Below are 18,349 nucleotides of genomic sequence, written 5' to 3'. Positions count from 1 at the left end.
AAATTCATAGCGTTTGCCCCCGCCCCACTTGACCTGCGGCCATTCTGTTGCAGGGTGGAGCTTCATGACACGCCACCTTTCTATTCTTCTAGCACTGCTCGCATGTCTTGTGCTTCCGCTTTTTGCACAGGAAACCGAGAACCAAACTACGCCGAGAGAAATCAACCTGAAAATTTCCAAAGACGTTCTTTCGCTTTTGCTCGACCCGATGACCAAAGAGGAAATCGAGGAGGAAGCAAAAAGCTGGCAGGCAGTCCTCAAGGAAAAAGCGCAGGCGATCGCCGATCTGGAAATCCAGCAGATCCAGGGCGAAGGCGATAGCGCGGAAAACAGTGCGAGATTGGCCGGCCTGCGGGATGAGAAAGCCGCGATTATCCAACGCGCCGAGTTGGTTCTCGATGCCTACGAGATCAAGGGTGGCGATCCCGAGCCCGGCAGAAAGTATATCTCCGCAGTGAAAGGAATCAAAACCGGGGTCAACGATGTCAGCTCCCGCGTGCACGCTTTCAACAGCTGGTTCACTTCACGGGATGGCGGCATTCAAATGGTGATCCAGGCATGCCAGTTCGTCGGTGTGATTGTCTTGTTCTGGATTGTCTCCATCTTCGCCAGCAAACTGATCAAACGGGCGATTGAAAAACAACCGCACTTTTCCTCTCTGCTCAAAGTTTTCGTAAACAAGATGAGCCGCCGCATCATCCTGGCGATCGGGCTCATCGTCGCGCTCGGCACGGTCGGCGTGAATGTTGGTGCCGCACTGGCCCTGATCGGAGGTGGCGCATTTATTCTCGCATTCGCCCTGCAGGATACACTCAGCAACTTTGCGAGCGGTATTATGCTGATCATCTATCGTCCTTTCGATGTCGGCGATGCGGTTGAGCTGGGCAGCGTCTCAGGCTCGGTGGACAGCGTCAGTCTGGTCAGCACCACAATCCGCACCTTCGATAACCAGAAAGTTCTCATTCCCAATAAAAAGGTCTGGGGCGAGACGATCACCAATATTACCGGCATGCCGACCCGGCGCGTGGACATGACCTTCGGCATCGGCTACGATGACGATTCCGATAAAGCCCAGGAAATTCTTGAGCGGATCGTCGCGGAACATGAGCTAGTTCTGGAAACGCCGGCTCCCGCCATCCATCTGCACGAGCTTGCCGACTCCTCGGTGAATTTCATCTGTCGCCCGTGGGCCAAAACCTCGGATCACTGGACCGTTTACTGGGATATCACCAAGCGGGTCAAAAAAGAATTTGATGCCGCAGGAATCAGCATCCCGTATCCGCAGACAGATGTGCATCTGCACACAATCCAGCCCGCTGCAGCGGAAGCCGCTGGAAAGCAGGAAACCGGGGCCTGATAGACTTCGATCCATGCTCCCGCCCGCGAGGGTGGGAGCGTTTCTTTATTCTGGCGGTCCCTTCGCGCTAGGCGGCGTGGGAGCAGCCAACCGCCTTTTCAATCAGTCGTTCGAGAATCTGCACCCGATCAAACTGAAGCGCGAATCTCCGGGCGTTTTCGGAGAGTTTCATCCGTTCCGCATGGCTCATGCCACCGGCACGATTGAGACAGCTGCGGAGCTCATTCACATTCCCGGCCTCGTGCTCAAGGCAATAACCGCCGCTCGCTTCCGGGATGCCGCCGGTGCGGGTGGTAATCACCGGACCCAGACCGCCGGCCAGCATTTTTTCCGCAACGGCAATACCGAACGTTTCGACAAATTCTGTTTTCGGCTTGCTCGGCAAACACCAGGCAAAACAACCGTTCATAAGCGGACCTTTTTCCACATCGCTGACATCATCCAGGATCATCACATCCTCCATTCCAGCTGTCTCCTCACGGATCTTCTGCTTTGCCGGGCCGTTGCCACAGATCACTAGCTTTTTGCGCCCCCGCAGATCGCAATCCCGCCATGCTTCTATCAGATCATCCACACCCTTGGCTGGCGCGATTCTGGAGAGGAACATCACGTAGCCATCACGGGAGAGACCACGTTTGGCAAGGAGTCCGTCCACTTCTGCCGATCGCTGATCGAGATTCAAATAATCGTTTGTATGAATCGCAGGAAAACTGATACCCACCCGTCTTTCGAGTTGCCCGGTAAAATTCGTCCCCAGCCGGGCATCGACTTTACGCCCGGCCTCGACAATCAGATCCTTGGTAAAACGACTGACGGCCACGGGGTGATCGTGTTCCAGATAATTTGAAAGCACTAGTTGAGCGGCGCCCAGCCTGTCCTCTGCGAGAGCGTTTCCGACGATGTTTGTGATATCCGAGCCCACCGCTTCCCCGATCGTAAAAACGTCGGCCTTCGTTCCGCTGTTTCTGAAACTGTTGACCGCTTGCATGACCATCGTCCCATGCGGCACCAGATAGAGATCCATCAGCATGGTCTTTCCGGGTAAGCTATGAAGAAGATCCACAAGATGACCTCCGATGCCGAGACCTAGCCGTCCGTCTAAAACTTTATAATCCCCGAGAGGCTCCGGGCGGTCCATACTGATCCCCCGGGAATATGGGGTGATGCTGGAAGGATCTTTGAGAGGAAGGGAACTTTGCTCCAAGGTCTCCAGTGGGTAGCTCACGATGTGGACATTTTTCATTCCCATCGCCAATGCTGCCTCAGCGAGGTTTCTGGCCTCTGTGGAATGACCGCAGATGATGGGATCCGCGCGAACTAGGAAAATTGCATTTTGGACAGGGCATTCTGGTGGTGTGAATAACATGGCATTTATTGGGATTCACCCCTGTAGGGCAGTTCGTATGCCAACCCCTCGATCACGATCACAGAAAGCCTATCCTTCTGATGGAACGGTCGATTGAATCGACTACGGGGCAAAGCTCGGTGGCAAGGCTTCCGTTGCAAAATCGGAGGCTTTAGCACTCATGACCAACCGCAGCTCACCTCCTGCCATGAACTCGCTCATTTTAAGCCATCCGCGATTTATTTTACGATTATTCAGATAAGCTTCTTTGATGAAAATATTGTCGGTGGAGTTGTCTTCTGCGACCACACGGAAATCACCGGAACGAAGATGGAATACGGCTGTATCAAACAACGGACTACCAATCAGAATCACCGCCTGGCCGCAGACGGGAAACAACCCACATGCGCTCCACGCATACCATGAGGATAACCCTCCGGAATCGTCATTCCCGGGCAAACCCCCAATACCTGTTGTAAACTGGCATTGCATTACCCGGCGCACCACTTTTGCCGTCCTGTCATGTCGGCCGGCATAGATGTAAGCGTAGGGAGCCTCCATATCCGGCTCGTTGTTCAATCCCTCGAACCGGAACAAACGCTCCCCATGTCCCGCTTCTGAGAAACCGAAGAACTTATCCAGCAGGGAAACGAACGACTTGGCTCCCCCGGCCAACCCAATGCGCTCCGACATTTCGTGAAGAAAGCGGAACGAATAGTTCCAGTTTTCTCCCTCGTAATACGTTGAGTCTTCCCGGAGTAGTCCTGTTTCAGGATCAAATGCATTTCTCCAATGAACCGAAAGCGCGGCGGCCTTGTCGTGGATCACCTGGTGCCCCAGGCTCCGCGCCATGCGTGCCATGCAGAAGTGCGCATAGGAGATGTCCAGAGTGTGAGAGAGCGGCGTGGCCAAAAAGCTTCTCGCATATTCACCAAATCGACCTTTCCTGCCTTTCCCGCTCTGGCTGGTTTTCCACAACAACGCCAGAACCCGATCCCAATCCGCCTCGATTCCCCTGCACCGGGCGTCCTCTAGAATCGCATGACATAAGCCGGTCGCTTGTTTTGTGAACCGATCCGGCACATTATCCATCAGGTAGCTGACAGGAAATCCCCCTTCCCGCTCCGCCACCTCACAGAGAAATTCCACAAATGCACTTCCTCGCTCGGGCCATAAAGTCATCATCAGCGGAAGCTGGGTCTTGTAGGCATCCCAGAGCGTCGACAGATCAAAGAAGAAAGGTCCGTCTTTGGCGGAAAAGGGATTCTCATCGCTGAAGTCGGCAGGCTTCAGACAAGAGTGATAAACAGCCGTTTTGAATATCTCCTGCTGCTCTTTTGTTCCCCCGCTGACTTCGATTTTTGTCAACACGTCCTCCCATTTCGCCGCCGCCGCAATTGCAGCCTCCTCAAGGCTCAAACTACTCTCTGTCGCCATCTTCGCCCGCTCATAGGACCTCAGGGAAAATCCAAACGATAGTTCCAAACGGCTCACGCCCTCCGCGCGGAAGCCGAAACCGAACGCTGGCCGGTTCTTCTGACGCTCAAGCGAAAGGACATAACCCTGGCTATCGATCTCGTCATCCTCTTCCCAGAGGAAAGCTTCGGCTCCTTCACAGTGACAGCGGAATTTTATCGGTATCCCCTCCATGAGCACTTGTCCGCATATGGACCCATCTTCAAGAATATCCACCTCCGCCCATTGCGGATAGGTCCTCATTTCATCAATCAAAAGACCGCCTGCGGATAGATCCACCACCACTCCCGGCTCGACTCCCGTCGGAAAATCATAGCGATGTCTCACGCCCTTCTCCGTCGCGACGACCTCGAACCGGATGCCGGATTTTTCAAACCGTCCTCCATAGAATCCAGGCCATGCCCTTTCATCGACAAGCTTTTGCCGCTCCGTGCGGGCCTCCAGATAGCCATCCACCAATGGCGTGGTGAGTAGGTAATTATAATACATCCGGATCCGCCCGGTGCCGGATTGCTGGAAATGGGCGATTCCCAGAGCCTCCTTCTCCCCATACATCACCGGAGGTGAATCTCCGCTGAGCGAAAGCCCGTAGCGACCGTATCCGGTGACATATGCTCCCGAATAGGCACATGCGGAAACCATTCCAAACGGCAATGACGCACCCGGATGGGTGTTCCCCACCGGTGGTTTGGCACACCACCAGGTCGCGGCAATTCCCTCCGGTGAAGGTAGATCCGACTCGGCATTTCCCAAAAATGGATCCACTTGTGCGACATTCGGTAATTCATTGGGTTTCTCTATCATAGCCATATCAGTCCCTGCGCTACCTAGCATCTGGCAGACCAATCCAAAAATTCTCTGGCAACGTCACTATGCTTCACTAGCATTCCGGGGATGAATAAATCCATATTTGCCCTCTTGGCTGCCTGCGCGACTCTCAGCTCCCCAGTGCAGGCAGCGCCTCACAAGCTTCTCTTTTTCACCAAGTCCAGCGGTTTTGAGCACTCGGTGATTTCCTGGAAAGAAGGACAGCCCAGCTTTGCCGAAAAAATCTTCCTTGAGATTGGGGAAAAAGAAGGATGGGAGTTCGAGTTTTCAAAAGATGGCTCGAAGTTCACTCCGGAGTATCTTGCGGAGTTTGACTCGGTTATTTTCTATACCACCGGCGATCTGACGCAGGAAGGGACAGACAAACAGCCAGCGATGACCGCCGAGGGCAAACAGGCGCTTCTCGACTATGTGAAAGACGGCAATGGCTTTATCGGCCTGCACTGCGCCACGGATACTTTCCACACCGCAAACGAGTCGCAGAAGGGAGAAGACAGATACAAAAACCATGGCGAGCACGCCGATCCGTATATCTGCATGATTGGCGGCGAATTCATCGTCCACGGCGCCCAACAAAAAGTGACCAACAAGGTGATCGACAATAAATTCCCGGGTTTCGAAAAAGCCGGTGATAGCTTCACCCTTATGGAAGAATGGTATTCCCTCAAAGACTTCCGTGAGGATCTACACTGCCTGACGGTTATTGATTCACCATCCATGAAAGGCCCGATGTATGACCGCCCGGAATTCCCGACCACGTGGGCACGCGCAGAAGGGAAAGGACGTGTGTATTACACGGCGATGGGCCATCGCGATGACATCTGGACCAACGAGACATTCCAGAACATGCTGGTTGGGGCTATCAAATGGACTACCGGCGAAGTGGATGCAGATATCACACCCAACATTTCGGAAGTCGCGCCCGGAGCGATGACCAATCCGAAATTCGTTGAGAAAAAAAAGGCCCCGAATCCCGCGAAAAAGAAAAAGGCAAAAAAGAAAGAAGCCGCCACACAGTAATTCTGTCCATTGAAGCTTTTCGTTGCACGAGCCTGCCTTCAGGCTCGTGCTTTTTTGTGCTCTAGAGGGACTTCGAAATCGTGCGGGATAGTCTGGCGAGCGCTTCATTCATCGCCACGATCCGTCCGCTCATCCCGACATTGAGGCCTTCCGCCTTGCCAGCCTGGATTGGAACAATCGTTTTAAATGGCTTTGGTGAGGCATCTCCTCCATTGATCGGTTGAACCTTCCAGGTGCACTCCAGCACCAGCGAGCCATCGGGCAGCGGGTCGAATCGTTCAATCCTGATTTCCACAAGATCCGTATAGTCGCGGGTGATGAAATTGGCCGTGGGCTGAACGTTTGTCGAGCCAGTGAGCCTCCGGAGATTATCCGCGATCACACGGGCGATTCCCGCATCAAGCGGCTCCGACCAAAGCTCTTTCTCATGAACCTGCAGCCTTCCATCGCCAGTTCTCGTCACGAGCTCCACGCGCTCCAGATAAGGAGGAAGAGAAGGACGGGCGATTGCCACAGCAGGCGCTGAGCCGGTGGCTGTTTTTCCAGAAACTGAGCTCTCCAAGAGATGGCGCACGGGATCGTCTTCCACTGGCTTCAGCAGGGTGCAACCGGAAAAACACAGCGGGATCAATAGTAGCAGGTAAGTTTTCATTCGTTGTTTTTTCCTCTTAGCAGGCTGTTCGGATTGCGCTTCAGGTCATTGGTGAGCTCACGCAGCGCACGGGAAGTAGTCTCCGTTTCATGAAGCAGATTCTGAAAATTCAGCAACATGGGTGAGCGTGGATCGCTCACCCGTGAAAGCTCCTCCGCGGCCGTCTCTATTCTGGCCAAGCTGCGGTTGGTCGTTTCTGTGAGCTCGTTGATTTGCGCGATCAATGGGTTCAGGTTTTCGTTTGCCTTCGCGCTGATCTCGTTAATTTCCTTCAGGGCCCCATCCAGATTTTCCAGCGAGCTGGACAGCCTCTCGTCACTGGTAAAATTCCTCACATCCGCAGTGATCCCGGTCAGGTTGTCATTGATTTTTTTGAGGTCCAGCTCCGCGATTTGTTTGTTCGCCCCTTTGAGAACATCCCGCATTTCCGTCAACAGGCCATCGATGTCCAAATCATTGATTTTCTTGAGGCCGTCGGTAATTCCAGAGATCAATTCATCGATCTCCGTGGGGATCGTAGGGACTACAGGATACTCGCTCTCCTTCGTTGGCTGGTAAGTAAAACCCGGAGCCCCGGGCACGATATCGAACTCGATGTAAAGCTGTCCTGTCACGAGGCTTTGCTGCTTCATCCCGGCGCGCAATCCTTGTTTCACCGCCACCTTGACCCCTTCTTTCGAAGAAAAATCCAGCATACCTTCCTGGCCGCCGGAGATGTTTTGCAATTCCTTTGCCGTCAGCTCCACCACCACGGGAATGATTTTGCGGTTTTCCATCGTGTCGATAATCACATTGATCGAGTCCACGCGGCCGATCCGCACACCACCAAAACGAACATCCGAGCCAACCTGCAATCCATACACGCTTTTATCGAAATAGAGTGAAATCTTATGGGTCTTTTCGAAATATTTTCCGGCTCCGAGGACAACCAAGGCGGCTCCGCCGATCAATATGCCAAGCAGTGTGAAGAGACCTATCATGGTCGAGCTCGCTTTTTTACTCATGGGATTCGTCTTGTTCTATGGTTTCACCGCGTTTCAGGAAAAGTCTTACCGTATCGTTATCCGAATGATCACGCAGCTCTTTCGGATCACCGGTTGCCCCTTGGGTCCGGGTATTGGTATCAAGAAAAATTGAATTATTCGCGATAGCGAAAATACTGGCCAGCTCGTGGGTCACGATCACAAACGTCGATCCCAATGAATCGCGCAGACGCAGGATCAGCTCATCGAGACGCTGCGAGCTGAGAGGATCCAGCCCGGCTCCCGGTTCATCGAGAAACATCACCTCCGGATCCAGCGCCATCGCTCTGGCGATGCCTGCCCGTTTGCTCATGCCGCCGCTCACTTGTGCCGGATAGTAATCCTCGTAGCCTGAGAGTCCCACCAATGCCAGCTTGTAGTAGGCGAGATCCTTGATCTCCGCGCGCTTGAGATCCGTATGCTCCTCGATCGGCATCGAGATATTTTCCGCAAGCGTCATGGACGACCACAACGCCCCCGATTGATACATCACGCCGAATCTTCGGATAAATTTCAAGCGCTCCTCCGCTGCGGACGAGGTGAAATTTTCCCCATCGTATGAGATCGAGCCCTTGGCAGGCTCTTTCAGCCCGATCATATGCCGCAACAAGGTGCTCTTTCCACAACCGCTTCCTCCCATGATCACGAAAATGTCCTTTTCCCTGACATCGAAGTTCAGATCCTTCATGACCACGAATGAGCCGAACGCCATCGTCAGGTCTCGGACGGCAATCTTCGGTTTTGTTTCGTGATGTTCCATGCTCGCGGGTTGTTTATATACCAAGAATTGTGAAAAGCACAGCGAAGCCGGAGTCCAATATGATGATCGCCGTAATTGACGCAACTACGGCACGAGTCGTAGCTTGACCGACTGCGGCGGATGAATTGCCGGATCTCATCCCCTGCAAACAACCGGCTATCGCAATGGCGGCTCCGAAAAACACACTTTTGAAGACCCCCAGCGAAGCCTGTGTTAGATCGACGGTTGTGAGCATTTCGGCAAAAAACAATGAAGGAGGAATCCCCACCCCCGCACCGACGAGCATCCCTCCGAGTATGCCAACGGCATTGGAATAAATGGTCAGAATCGGCATCATCAGAACGAGCGCGAACACCCTGGGAAGCACGAGGAAATCAAACGGATTGAAGCCAAAAGTTTTCAACGCATCAATCTCCTGGTTGGCATTCATACTACCGATATGGGCAGCGAAAGCAGCGCCAGTCCTGCCGCTCATTATAATAGCAGTCATCATCACCCCCATCTCACGCACCATGGCTATCCCGACGAGATCCGCCACATAAAGGCTCGCGCCGAAATCGGCCAGCTGCACATTACCGACGAATGCGAGAATCATCCCGATGAGAAAGCTGATGAGAGAGACAATCGGCAGAGCCCCTGCCCCGCATTCCTGGACGGCCAGGAGGAAATCCTCCGAGCGGAACTTCGCCCGGCCGGTGAAAAACCTCGCCGTGGAAAGAACGGTGTCACCGATGAATTCCAATACGGATTCCAGCGATGTCCATGCCGCCGTTGAGCGAAGGCCCAGCAAGGATAATCCGTTTGGCTCTTTTTCGGAAGATTTCGCCTCACTCCTTTCCGGGACTTTCAGAGCCAGCTCCATCAGCCCGCGTAAATCGTTTGGCAGTCCCTCCAATCCCGGATCTTCGGGCCGCATTTCACGCAAGTGTTTGAGCAAATAGGCCGGCAGCGTGGAATCAAATTTTCCAAGCTTCCCGGTATCGAAAACATCCGGCCAACCCTGCCGACTGTCACCTGTGATCTCCTGCCGATTTCCCCTCAGCCAGTTTCCGGAAAGCCTAAGAACCAACTTCCCGCCGTCTTCTTCCCAGATGGCCTTTGGTGGTTCTGTCGACTCTTGATTCATTCTTGGGAAGCGGATGCCGGAGAGAGGAATGAAACATCCCTTTTCTTGGTCTCGTCAGCATACTTCCAGTCGGTAAAAATTCCAGTAGGAAAAAGATGATACTGGATACTCCGTAATCGAAAGAATTACCTCAATTCCCCTGTTTTCAAGGATGGATCGAATTTTCTCTGGAGCTTGGAAGATCGGTCCGCAGGCGTCGGACCTCCCGCCCCGCTCATCATTTCCCGCATTTCATGATCGAATCCGGGATCGGCATGCCCCGCCGTGTCCGATGGATCTACTCCCATTGCGGAAGCCGCCTCATCGATTTGTGTCCCACGTTCTGCAACCTTATCCAAAGACTTCTGATAATCTGCCACAAGGCCCCGGATATCTCCTGCCGATTTTGCTTCACTCACTGCATTCTCAAGCGCGGTCACACGCTCCGGAGATTGGACAAACCATGCATAGGACCCTCCGCACAGTCCCAGCAGAAGAGCTACACCGACCAAAAATCCATTGCGGCGTCTACGTTTTTCACGAGTCACCTTTTCATCCAGCAGCTCACCCAATTCCGCACTAATGGTATGATCCACCGAGCTAAGCGCCTGAGCGGGAAACGAGAAACTTGTCCCTCTTTCCGGCTCCGGATGATTCAATACCGGCTGAACTGGAATGGCTTGGTCCTCCGGAATCTTTTCCACCGGGACATTGATCTCTTTCCCCTTCTCGGATTGCCTTGGAACCGGGCTTTGCCGTAGCTGTTCTTCTGGGGTCCCGAATCGGCTTGGTGCCTTTTGCCCCCGGAGGGCGGCATCGAACAACTTGTCTAAATCCTCGGGACTAGTCATAAATTCAAGACAGCGAGATAGTTAAGATAAGTCAATTTTTATTTTGACCTTCTATATTGTGTATACTCTATCGAACACCTAACGGAAGATGCATATAAACAGAAAGGCCAGCAGGTATTCCTACCCGCTGGCTATACTGACATCAGCCCCGCCGATTCACACCGGCGAGGCCAATACCATGAGTTCGACAATCCCGGAGATTAGTCTACGACGTCTTCCAGACGCTCAAGAGTCGCAATGTGGCTCTGGGTGCGCGGCAGAAGTTCGCTGCGGATCATTGTTTTACATTCGGCCATTACGTCATCGTTTTTAAGCGCATCCTCATAGTCGTTTCTGCCATGTTCCTCGCCATTTTGCAGAGACTCAATGGCGGACTCCGCGCCAAAAAGGTTCGCTGCCGATTGGACCGCTTTCGCGAAGGCTCCCCACGCGCCGGAGTCCGTGTCTGGCTCCCCGCCCATCTCACGGATATTCTGTGTGAGACGGTTCGCGGACTGCCGATGCTCCGACTGAATTCTTGTCAGCTCTGCGGTGACAGGAGTTCCCGGAAACTTCACAATGGCTTTTCCATAGGTTTCCACGGCGGATAGCTCGCCACGGAGCAGACTATTGCAAACCTTAATACATTTTTCGTTGATCGTGCTGTTATTCATATTGGTAAGTTGTTTTTCAAGAATCGGGTTTAATCGAAATTCTTTACATCGCAGATCCAGTGCCAGCGCCTTCAACCCTTTGGATACAAGGATTTCCTAATTACGGGCCATTCAATATGCATAGGTATCCAGTTAGGTTTCTGCTAATTGCAATGCCGCTTAATGAAGGACATTTCCTCTGTTTCTTCCTTTCCCTTATAACTGAATCAGGCTGAAATCCGCCCGCCATGGGCTACCTCGACGAAAATTTCCTTCTTTACTCAGATACCGCACGCAGACTTTTCCATGAAGTCGCGGCGGCCCAACCAATCATCGACTATCACTGCCACCTTCCAGCGGATGAAATCGCTACAAATCACCGCTGGGACAATATTGCGGATTTGTGGTTGAAGCATGACCACTACAAGTGGCGGTTGTTGCGTGCCAATGGCATTGCCGAAGAGCTCATCACGGGCAACGCACCGCCGCGGGAAAAGTTTCAGGCATTTGCCGAAACCGTCCCCTACACACTCCGCAATCCGATGCATCACTGGGTTCACATGGAGCTTCAGCGCTACTTCGGTATCCACACACTTCTGACACCGGAGACAGCGGATGAGATCTGGGAGAAAACGAACGCAAAGCTCGCCGAGGCTGATTTTTCCACCCATGGCTTGCTTAAAAAATTCGACGTAAGAGTCGTGGGCACCACCGATGATCCGGCGGATTCCCTCGACGATCACCTTGCGGTTGCGGCATCGGGGATTGCTACCAAAGTCGTTCCGACCTACCGGCCGGACAAAGCATTTCAAGTGGATCGTCCGGATCTTCTTAATCCATGGATCGACAAGCTGGAAAAAGCCGCGGACATATCCATTGGGAGTTTATCAGATCTTCTGGAGGCTCTGAAAAAACGTCACGATGACTTCCACGCAGCCGGCGCCCGTCTTTCGGATCATGGTCTGGATCGCTGCCCGGCCCTACCTTGCAGCGATGCGGAGGCAGCAAACATTTTCGATCGTGCCCGTGCCGGGTTCGCCGCATCGGAAGACGATAAGGAGCGCTTTTCCTTCTACCTGCTCGTTTTTTCGGGGCAACTGGACGCGGCTCGCGGCTGGACGAAGCAACTGCACCTCGCGCCAGTCCGCAACACGAACTCGCTCATGTTCAAAAAAGTCGGTCCGGATGCAGGATTCGATACCATGGGCGATACCCAGCAAGGCAAGGCCCTCTACACTTTTCTCGACGCGCTCGCCTCCCGTGAGTCCCTGCCGAAAATGGTTCTCTACAACTTGAATCCGCGCGATAACTATCTCTTCGCGGCAATGACCGGAGCCTTCCAGGACGGCACGGTTCCAGGGAAAATCCAGTTCGGCTCCGGATGGTGGTTCCTAGACCAGAAGGAAGGTATGGAGATGCAGCTCAACGCACTATCCAATACCGGCTTGCTTTCCCGCTTCGTCGGGATGCTGACAGATTCCCGCTCGTTCCTTTCCTTTCCACGTCACGAGTATTTCCGCAGGATCCTCTGCAATCTCATCGGCGGTGAAGCCGAAAAAGGAGAGTTGCCCGATGATTTTGAAATCCTTTCCAAACTCATCGCCGATATCTCATTCCACAATGCCAACAGACATTTCGGCTTCAATGTCTGATGCCGAAAGAACCCTATTTCCTGACAAGTATCAAAACCCATGAAATCCATTTCAGCGCTTCTGCTTAGCACCGTATTCATCCAGGCACAGCCGGTTTTTATCGGAACCAGTGCCGACGGAATTTACCTCTCAGATTTCGATGCCACAAATGGCGTGCTTACCGCGCCCGAACGGATCGCCGAGTATAAATCCCCGGGCTTCCTCGCGTTTCATCCGGAGAAGCCGATTTTATACGCTGTCGGCGGTGACAACAAAGTGGCGGGCTTTACGATAGACGATGGCAATACGTTGGAATTTCTCGGGGAGGCGGATGCCGGTGGAGTGAATCCCTGCCATCTTGCAATCGACGCATCCGGCAGGACGGTTGCTCTTGCGAACTATGGCGATGGATCGTTTACCACGATCCGGATTGATGCGGATGGAAAACCGGGAGAAATCGTTTCCCTGAAAAAAATCTCCGGTTCCGGCGCTCATCCGCAACGCCAGAAAGCAGCTCACGCACATGGTGTCTATTTTGATAACGCAAACCGCTTTCTCCTGGCACCCGACCTGGGAACCGACCAGGTGCTGATCTATAAGTTCGACCCAGCGACATCCAAGATCGAGGAAAACCAACCGTCATCGCTCAAGACCGCACCCGGTGCAGGTCCCCGGCACATGACATTTTCCGCAGACGAGAAGCACGCCTACGTTCTCAACGAAATCAACAACTCCATCCTGGTGGCCGAATACGATGCCGCCTCGGGCTCTTTCAAAGAGATCCAAACGATCCCGACTCTACCTGACGGCTTCACCGAGAGGAACACTACCGCGGAAATCGAAGTTCATCCGGGCGGGGATTTTGTCTATGCGTCAAACAGAGGCCATGACTCCATTGCAGTATTCAAGCGCGATCAGGAAAGCGGCAAGCTGACCTTCGTCCAGCATGCGCCATGCGGAGGGAAAATCCCCCGTCATTTCAAGATCGATCCTTCGGGAAAATGGCTGCTCTGCGGACACCAGGACAGCGATACCATTTCCGTTCTTGGCATTGACGAAAAAACCGGGAAACTCGGCGAGCCGAAAAACACTGTCAAAGCACCGCGCCCGATCTGCTTGCTTTTCCGTTGAGATTTTCCCGACGGGTTTAGCCGATCCTCTCCACCAATCCGAGGCATCGTTCACCCGGCATGACGCTGAGTTCCATTTGGTTCATCACATAGCCGAATGAAACCCCGCTATCGGGATCTCCGAAAGCGTGGCTCCCACCCGCTCCGGGATGCCCGAAGGCTGCAATGGACTCACCGTAGAGCTTCCGTTTCTTGTTGCCGTTTCCATCCACCGGATCTTTTTGGCATCCGGCGGTAAAGGCGGTTTCGCGGAGAAGAACTTTGTCCTCGCCCGAGATCTGCAGCTGCCCCAATGAGCGCAGAACTTCTCCGGAGAGCGGGCTCTCTATCGCGCCGATGGCAGCTTGGTAGAACTTTGCCAACGCACGAGCGCTACCCACTCCCCCCATTGCGGGAAGCGCGGCCGACCAAGCTTTCGGCTCATTCATTTCGGAAATCGCGTGCAGGCCTTTGGGGGAGGAAAATGCTCTCCTTGTCAAACTTCCAGGCTGGTTGAAAGCAGCGTAGAACCCTTCCTCGAAAGCGCCGGGCTTCGCTCTCCCGGGAACCAGGGTCGCCACTCTCCCCCATTCCGATTCCGGCAGGCCTATCCAGAAATCCAGCCCGAGTGGACGGGCAAGATCCTCGTTCCAGACTTCTCCAAGTGAACGTCCGGCAAGACGTCTCACGCAGTCATCCAGCAGAAAACCATACGTTCTGGGATGATATCCATGGCCCTCGCCCGGCTGCCATTCCGGCTCGGTATCTTCCAGCGCAGAGATCACTTCCCTGTGATCGAAAACGCTCGCTACCGAGGACATTGCCGCCAAACCACATTGATGGGAAAGGAGCTCCCCGAACGTGGCGCTATCCAGCGGGAAGCCGCTCCAGATTTCACTCACCCAGGTATCCAAATCCAGTCCACGCAAGGAGAGAACGTGTAACAACGTAGCTGCAGCGGGACCTTTCGTCGCGGAATAAACCGGGGCCAATGTATGAGAGTTCCAGAGATTTTCCTTTGCTCGGTCGCTATAACCACCGGATAGATCCACTAGTTCCTCCCCATTCTTCCAGACACTCACTGCAGCGCCGATTTCTCCTCTGGAGGTAAAGCTCCCTTCAAAATATTCCTTCAAGTCCGCGGTGTCCATGATCACTCTTTTCCGTTTTCCAGCTGGGCTTGCTGCCGTGCGCCGGTCCATTCATCGACCAACCGGAAAGCTACGGCGAGCAAAGTAGGACCGAGGAACACCCCGATTAGGCCAAATGCGACCGCTCCTCCGATCATTCCCAAAAACATCAGGGCGAAAGGCATTTTGTTGCCTTGGCTTACCAGAAAAGGCCGCAGAACATTATCCACGCTGCTGATGGCAAAAAATCCCCAGATCACCATGAAAACCGTCCATCCAGTTTTTCCCTGCATGAAAAGCCATACGGATGCGCCGCCCCAGATCAAAGGAGGGCCAACAGGGATGACAGCTAGGAAAAAGGTTAATGTGCCAAGCAGCACGGCACCGGGGATACCTGCTATAAGGAAGCCTATTCCGGCTAAAATTGCCTGGGCGGTAGAAGTTCCCAAATATCCGTAGACGACTCCTTTGACAGTCTGCCCCGCGACGTTCATCAGCCTGCGCCCACGCTCTCCGGCGATGCGACTCACCGCCACTTTCAAGCGCGAGCCCAGCTTTTCCGCATCTCTCAATATGAAGAATACGAGAAACAGACTGATGGTAATCTGCACCACTCCCTTGCCCAGAACCATACCCATCCACATCACAAACTTCCGGAGAGAGTCCACACCCTCATCCAGCATGGTGTTCAGGCCACTTTCCTTGTCGCCTGTTGCCGCCTCCCCTTCGACGGCTTCATTCGTGTCTTCATTTTCCTCTTCGGCCGCCTTCTGAGCTTTTTCGCGATTGGTCCACTCGCGTCGATTAACGATGAAATCATGCCAGTAAGCGGAAAGATCATTCCCCAGAAACGGGATCCCGCTCAACCATGCAGGGGCTTCCTCGGGCGCATTGAGGACTTGCTCCTTCGCTTCCACAGCGAGCTTTTTGCCGTCATCTACCAGACTCAGCCCGATCAAGGTAATCGGGGCGACGACCAATAACACGGCGAGTAAAGTCACCGTAAGCGCCGCCCATCCGTGCTTACCGCAGAACCACTTCACGAATTTCCGCTGCACCGGATAGAGGACGAAACTCAAAACCAGAGCCCACATCAACGCCTGGGCGAAGGGTCTGATCACGAAATAACAAAGCAGCGCCAGCATCACCAGCGCGGCAAGCCCCAGCCATTTTTCAATTCCGGTTTTGGTATTCGATGGATGCTGCATGGACCGCTGATTCAGGATTACCTAAACGTGCCTTCGCTTAGCCATCGCGCTACATCTTTTGCAAAATATGTGAGAATCATGTCCGCCCCGGCACGTTTGATTCCGAGCAAGCTCTCCATCACCACCGCTTTTTCATCCAGCCATCCGCCGGCACAAGCGGCCTTGATCATCAGATACTCTCCACTGACCTGATAAGCAGCCATCGGCAGGGTGGTTTCGTCACGAAGGCGGGCGATCACATCCAGATAGGGACCGGCAGGTTTCACCATGACGATATCGGCGCCCTCCTCCTCATCCAACAATAGCTCCCGGACGGCTTCCCGGATATTGCCCGGATCCATCTGATAAGTTTTTTTATCCCCCTCTTTCGGTGCGGAATCCAAGGCTCCGCGGAAGGGCCCGTAGTAGGCGGAGGCATACTTCGCGGTGTAGGCCATGATGCCCACGTCGGAAAAACCGGCCTCATCCAGCGCCATACGGATTGCCCCGACCCGGCCATCCATCATATCGGATGGGGCAACGATATCCGCGCCGGCACGGGCATGGCAGAGAGCCTGCCTGCACAGGACCTCCACAGTCTCGTCATTGAGTATTTTCAGGCCACCATCGCTGCCCCGCACCACAAGCCCGTCATGCCCGTCGGAATTGTATGGATCAAGCGCCACATCCGTGATCACACACAGCCCGGGGCAAGCCTCCTTCAATTCCCGGATCACCCGTGGGACCAATCCTTCATCATTCGCACACTCCGCGGCATCGGCACTCTTCAGCGAATCCTCGATTTTTGGGAAAAGCACAACAGCGCGAACACCCATTTCATAGACAGCTAAGACTTCGGCGACCAGTCCTGCCACCGACCACCGGGTGCAGCCAGGCATGGAGCTGATTTCCACCGGATTAGCATCATCATGGAAAAATACCGGCAGGATCAAATCCTCCACGGCTAGCCGATTCTCCCTCACCAATCCACGGATTGCACCACTGCGTCTGTTGCGTCTGCCACGAATCATCATTTCCATAGGCACAGACTCGAATATACAGTTTCGGTTTGCAACCCGCTTCCCTCCCCGGAGAGAGAGTTTATACAGGATTCCGGATGGCCACAGCATTCGCAGCCGCATAATCCCGGGCATGGCTGAGGCTTACCTGAACACTCGCGATTCCCTCCGCGGTGAGAAAGTCAGCGGCGTTTCCATGGAAAAACATCGTGGGCGCACCGGATTCGCCACGAATCACTTCTATCTCCAGCCACCCCGCCTGACCTCCGATCCCTGTCCCCAATGCTTTGGAAACGGCTTCCTTGGCCGCGAAGCGTGCGGCGAAATGCAGCGCCGGCCGCTTTTGTCGGGAACAGTATTCCTGCTCCTTCTGCGTGAACAGTTTTCTGAGGAACAACTCCCCCTGCTTTTCTATTGCGGCTTCGATTCTGTCGACTTCCACCACATCAATTCCGATACCGTAGATCATCATTGCGAGGAGCGATAACCCTTCATTCCTTCCAGCATTTCCGCAACTGCCTGACGCATGCCCACAGTCATCGCACGCGAAACAATCGTATGACCGATATTCAGCTCCGCGAGATGGGGAACAGTGAATAGTTGCGGAAGATTCCGGTAATTGATCCCGTGGCCAGCGTTGACCTGTAGGCCCAAGCCGTGGCCAAGACGTGCACCGGCGGCGAGACGCTCGATCTCTTCCGCCGGGTCCTCAGCATTGGCAAAAGCGCCGGTATGCAGCTCGATCATATTCGCTCCCATACGTGCCGCAGCTTCGATATGCTCCGGCACAGGATCGATGAACAAGCTTACCTTGATCCCAGCACTTTTCAGGCGATTCACCGCCTCCCTGACTGTCCCAAAAAGCGCGGTAACATCCAAGCCACCCTCGGTGGTCACTTCCTCCCGGGTTTCCGGCACCAAGCACGCGAATTCAGGCTTCAGCCGCAGTGCCAGATCAAGCATCTCATCCGTGATTCCCAGCTCAAGATTCAGCGGTAAATCGACAGCCTCCTTCACCCTGAAAACATCGGCATCCTGCATATGTCTCCTATCTCCGCGAACATGCACCGTGATCGAGTCCGCGCCTCCGGCTTTTGCCTCCAGCGCAGCCTCCACGACACTCGGCTCCGCATTCGGAGACTCCGGCAAAAGCGCATACCGCGCCTGACGCAGCGTGGCAACGTGATCAATATTTACTCCAAGCAGAAGACTCATGGCTGGAGCT

17 protein-coding genes are annotated in these 18,349 nt (G+C 54.0%); 4 read left to right on the top strand and 13 right to left on the bottom strand.

What is annotated here, in order from left to right; all coding sequences use genetic code 11:
• Positions 1–64 precede the first annotated feature (64 nt).
• A complete protein-coding gene (locus tag ACFSSA_RS07220; protein ID WP_386819709.1) occupies positions 65–1,357 on the top strand; it encodes a mechanosensitive ion channel family protein in 1,293 nt (430 codons plus the stop codon).
• Between the two features lie 67 nt (positions 1,358–1,424).
• On the opposite strand, the gene ACFSSA_RS07215 is transcribed toward ACFSSA_RS07220, so the two are convergent.
• Together ACFSSA_RS07215 and ACFSSA_RS07210 are read right to left on the bottom strand one after the other, a co-directional pair.
• Complete coding sequence (locus ACFSSA_RS07215; RefSeq protein WP_386819707.1) at positions 1,425–2,723, bottom strand: glycosyltransferase family 4 protein; 1,299 nt, start codon at positions 2,721–2,723, stop codon at positions 1,425–1,427.
• Positions 2,724–2,825: 102 nt separating this feature from the next.
• The gene (locus ACFSSA_RS07210; RefSeq protein ID WP_386819705.1) at positions 2,826–4,982 is read right to left on the bottom strand and encodes a glycoside hydrolase domain-containing protein; all 2,157 of its coding nucleotides are present in this window, start codon (positions 4,980–4,982) and stop codon (positions 2,826–2,828) included.
• A 90-nt stretch (positions 4,983–5,072) separates the two neighbouring features.
• Between ACFSSA_RS07210 and ACFSSA_RS07205 the strand changes: the two genes are divergently transcribed.
• Positions 5,073–6,026: a ThuA domain-containing protein gene (locus ACFSSA_RS07205; RefSeq protein ID WP_386819703.1), complete on the top strand. Its 954-nt coding sequence runs from the start codon at positions 5,073–5,075 to the stop codon at positions 6,024–6,026.
• 61 nt (positions 6,027–6,087) lie between these two features.
• Here the strand turns inward: ACFSSA_RS07205 and ACFSSA_RS07200 are convergent, their stop codons facing one another.
• The 6 genes from ACFSSA_RS07200 to ACFSSA_RS07175 all read right to left on the bottom strand — a co-directional run bounded on the left by ACFSSA_RS07200 (position 6,088) and on the right by ACFSSA_RS07175 (position 11,069).
• Positions 6,088–6,678, bottom strand: coding sequence for a PqiC family protein (locus ACFSSA_RS07200; RefSeq protein ID WP_386819702.1), 591 nt, complete (start codon positions 6,676–6,678; stop codon positions 6,088–6,090).
• A complete protein-coding gene (locus ACFSSA_RS07195; RefSeq protein ID WP_386819700.1) occupies positions 6,675–7,682 on the bottom strand; it encodes an MlaD family protein in 1,008 nt (335 codons plus the stop codon). The genes ACFSSA_RS07200 and ACFSSA_RS07195 overlap by 4 nt, the downstream gene beginning before the upstream one ends.
• On the bottom strand, positions 7,675–8,460 hold the full coding sequence (locus ACFSSA_RS07190; RefSeq protein WP_386819698.1) for an ABC transporter ATP-binding protein: 786 nt from the start codon (positions 8,458–8,460) through the stop codon (positions 7,675–7,677). The genes ACFSSA_RS07195 and ACFSSA_RS07190 overlap by 8 nt, the downstream gene beginning before the upstream one ends.
• 13 nt (positions 8,461–8,473) lie before the next feature.
• Positions 8,474–9,586 (bottom strand): MlaE family ABC transporter permease, encoded by a 1,113-nt coding sequence (locus ACFSSA_RS07185; RefSeq protein ID WP_386819696.1) that lies wholly within the window; start codon positions 9,584–9,586, stop codon positions 8,474–8,476.
• Between the two features lie 125 nt (positions 9,587–9,711).
• Positions 9,712–10,416 (bottom strand): hypothetical protein, encoded by a 705-nt coding sequence (locus tag ACFSSA_RS07180; RefSeq protein WP_386819694.1) that lies wholly within the window; start codon positions 10,414–10,416, stop codon positions 9,712–9,714.
• 200 nt (positions 10,417–10,616) lie between these two features.
• On the bottom strand, positions 10,617–11,069 hold the full coding sequence (locus ACFSSA_RS07175; RefSeq protein WP_386819693.1) for a DUF2383 domain-containing protein: 453 nt from the start codon (positions 11,067–11,069) through the stop codon (positions 10,617–10,619).
• Positions 11,070–11,296: 227 nt separating this feature from the next.
• Between ACFSSA_RS07175 and uxaC the strand changes: the two genes are divergently transcribed.
• Both uxaC and ACFSSA_RS07165 read left to right on the top strand, forming a co-directional pair.
• A complete protein-coding gene (gene uxaC, locus ACFSSA_RS07170; protein WP_386819692.1) occupies positions 11,297–12,700 on the top strand; it encodes a glucuronate isomerase in 1,404 nt (467 codons plus the stop codon).
• Between the two features lie 39 nt (positions 12,701–12,739).
• Complete coding sequence (locus ACFSSA_RS07165; RefSeq protein ID WP_386819691.1) at positions 12,740–13,810, top strand: lactonase family protein; 1,071 nt, start codon at positions 12,740–12,742, stop codon at positions 13,808–13,810.
• Positions 13,811–13,826: 16 nt separating this feature from the next.
• Here ACFSSA_RS07165 and ACFSSA_RS07160 read toward each other — a convergent pair whose 3' ends face one another.
• The 5 genes from ACFSSA_RS07160 to ACFSSA_RS07140 form a co-directional block, all read right to left on the bottom strand.
• Positions 13,827–14,939, bottom strand: a complete 1,113-nt coding sequence (locus ACFSSA_RS07160; RefSeq protein ID WP_386819689.1) for a serine hydrolase domain-containing protein — start codon at positions 14,937–14,939, stop codon at positions 13,827–13,829.
• Positions 14,940–14,941: 2 nt separating this feature from the next.
• Positions 14,942–16,126, bottom strand: a complete 1,185-nt coding sequence (locus ACFSSA_RS07155; RefSeq protein WP_386819687.1) for an AI-2E family transporter — start codon at positions 16,124–16,126, stop codon at positions 14,942–14,944.
• Positions 16,127–16,143: 17 nt separating this feature from the next.
• Positions 16,144–17,145, bottom strand: coding sequence for a porphobilinogen synthase (gene hemB / locus ACFSSA_RS07150; protein WP_386819685.1), 1,002 nt, complete (start codon positions 17,143–17,145; stop codon positions 16,144–16,146).
• Between the two features lie 61 nt (positions 17,146–17,206).
• The gene (gene acpS / locus ACFSSA_RS07145; protein WP_386819683.1) at positions 17,207–17,596 is read right to left on the bottom strand and encodes a holo-ACP synthase; all 390 of its coding nucleotides are present in this window, start codon (positions 17,594–17,596) and stop codon (positions 17,207–17,209) included.
• The gene (locus ACFSSA_RS07140; RefSeq protein ID WP_386819681.1) at positions 17,593–18,339 is read right to left on the bottom strand and encodes a pyridoxine 5'-phosphate synthase; all 747 of its coding nucleotides are present in this window, start codon (positions 18,337–18,339) and stop codon (positions 17,593–17,595) included. The genes acpS and ACFSSA_RS07140 overlap by 4 nt, the downstream gene beginning before the upstream one ends.
• Positions 18,340–18,349: the final 10 nt, after the last annotated feature.

The organism is Luteolibacter algae (genome assembly GCF_042683045.1).
Lineage (GTDB): Bacteria > Verrucomicrobiota > Verrucomicrobiia > Verrucomicrobiales > Akkermansiaceae > Luteolibacter > Luteolibacter algae.
Note: the sequence above shows the minus strand (reverse complement) of the source record. Positions and strands in the feature narration are given on the sequence as shown.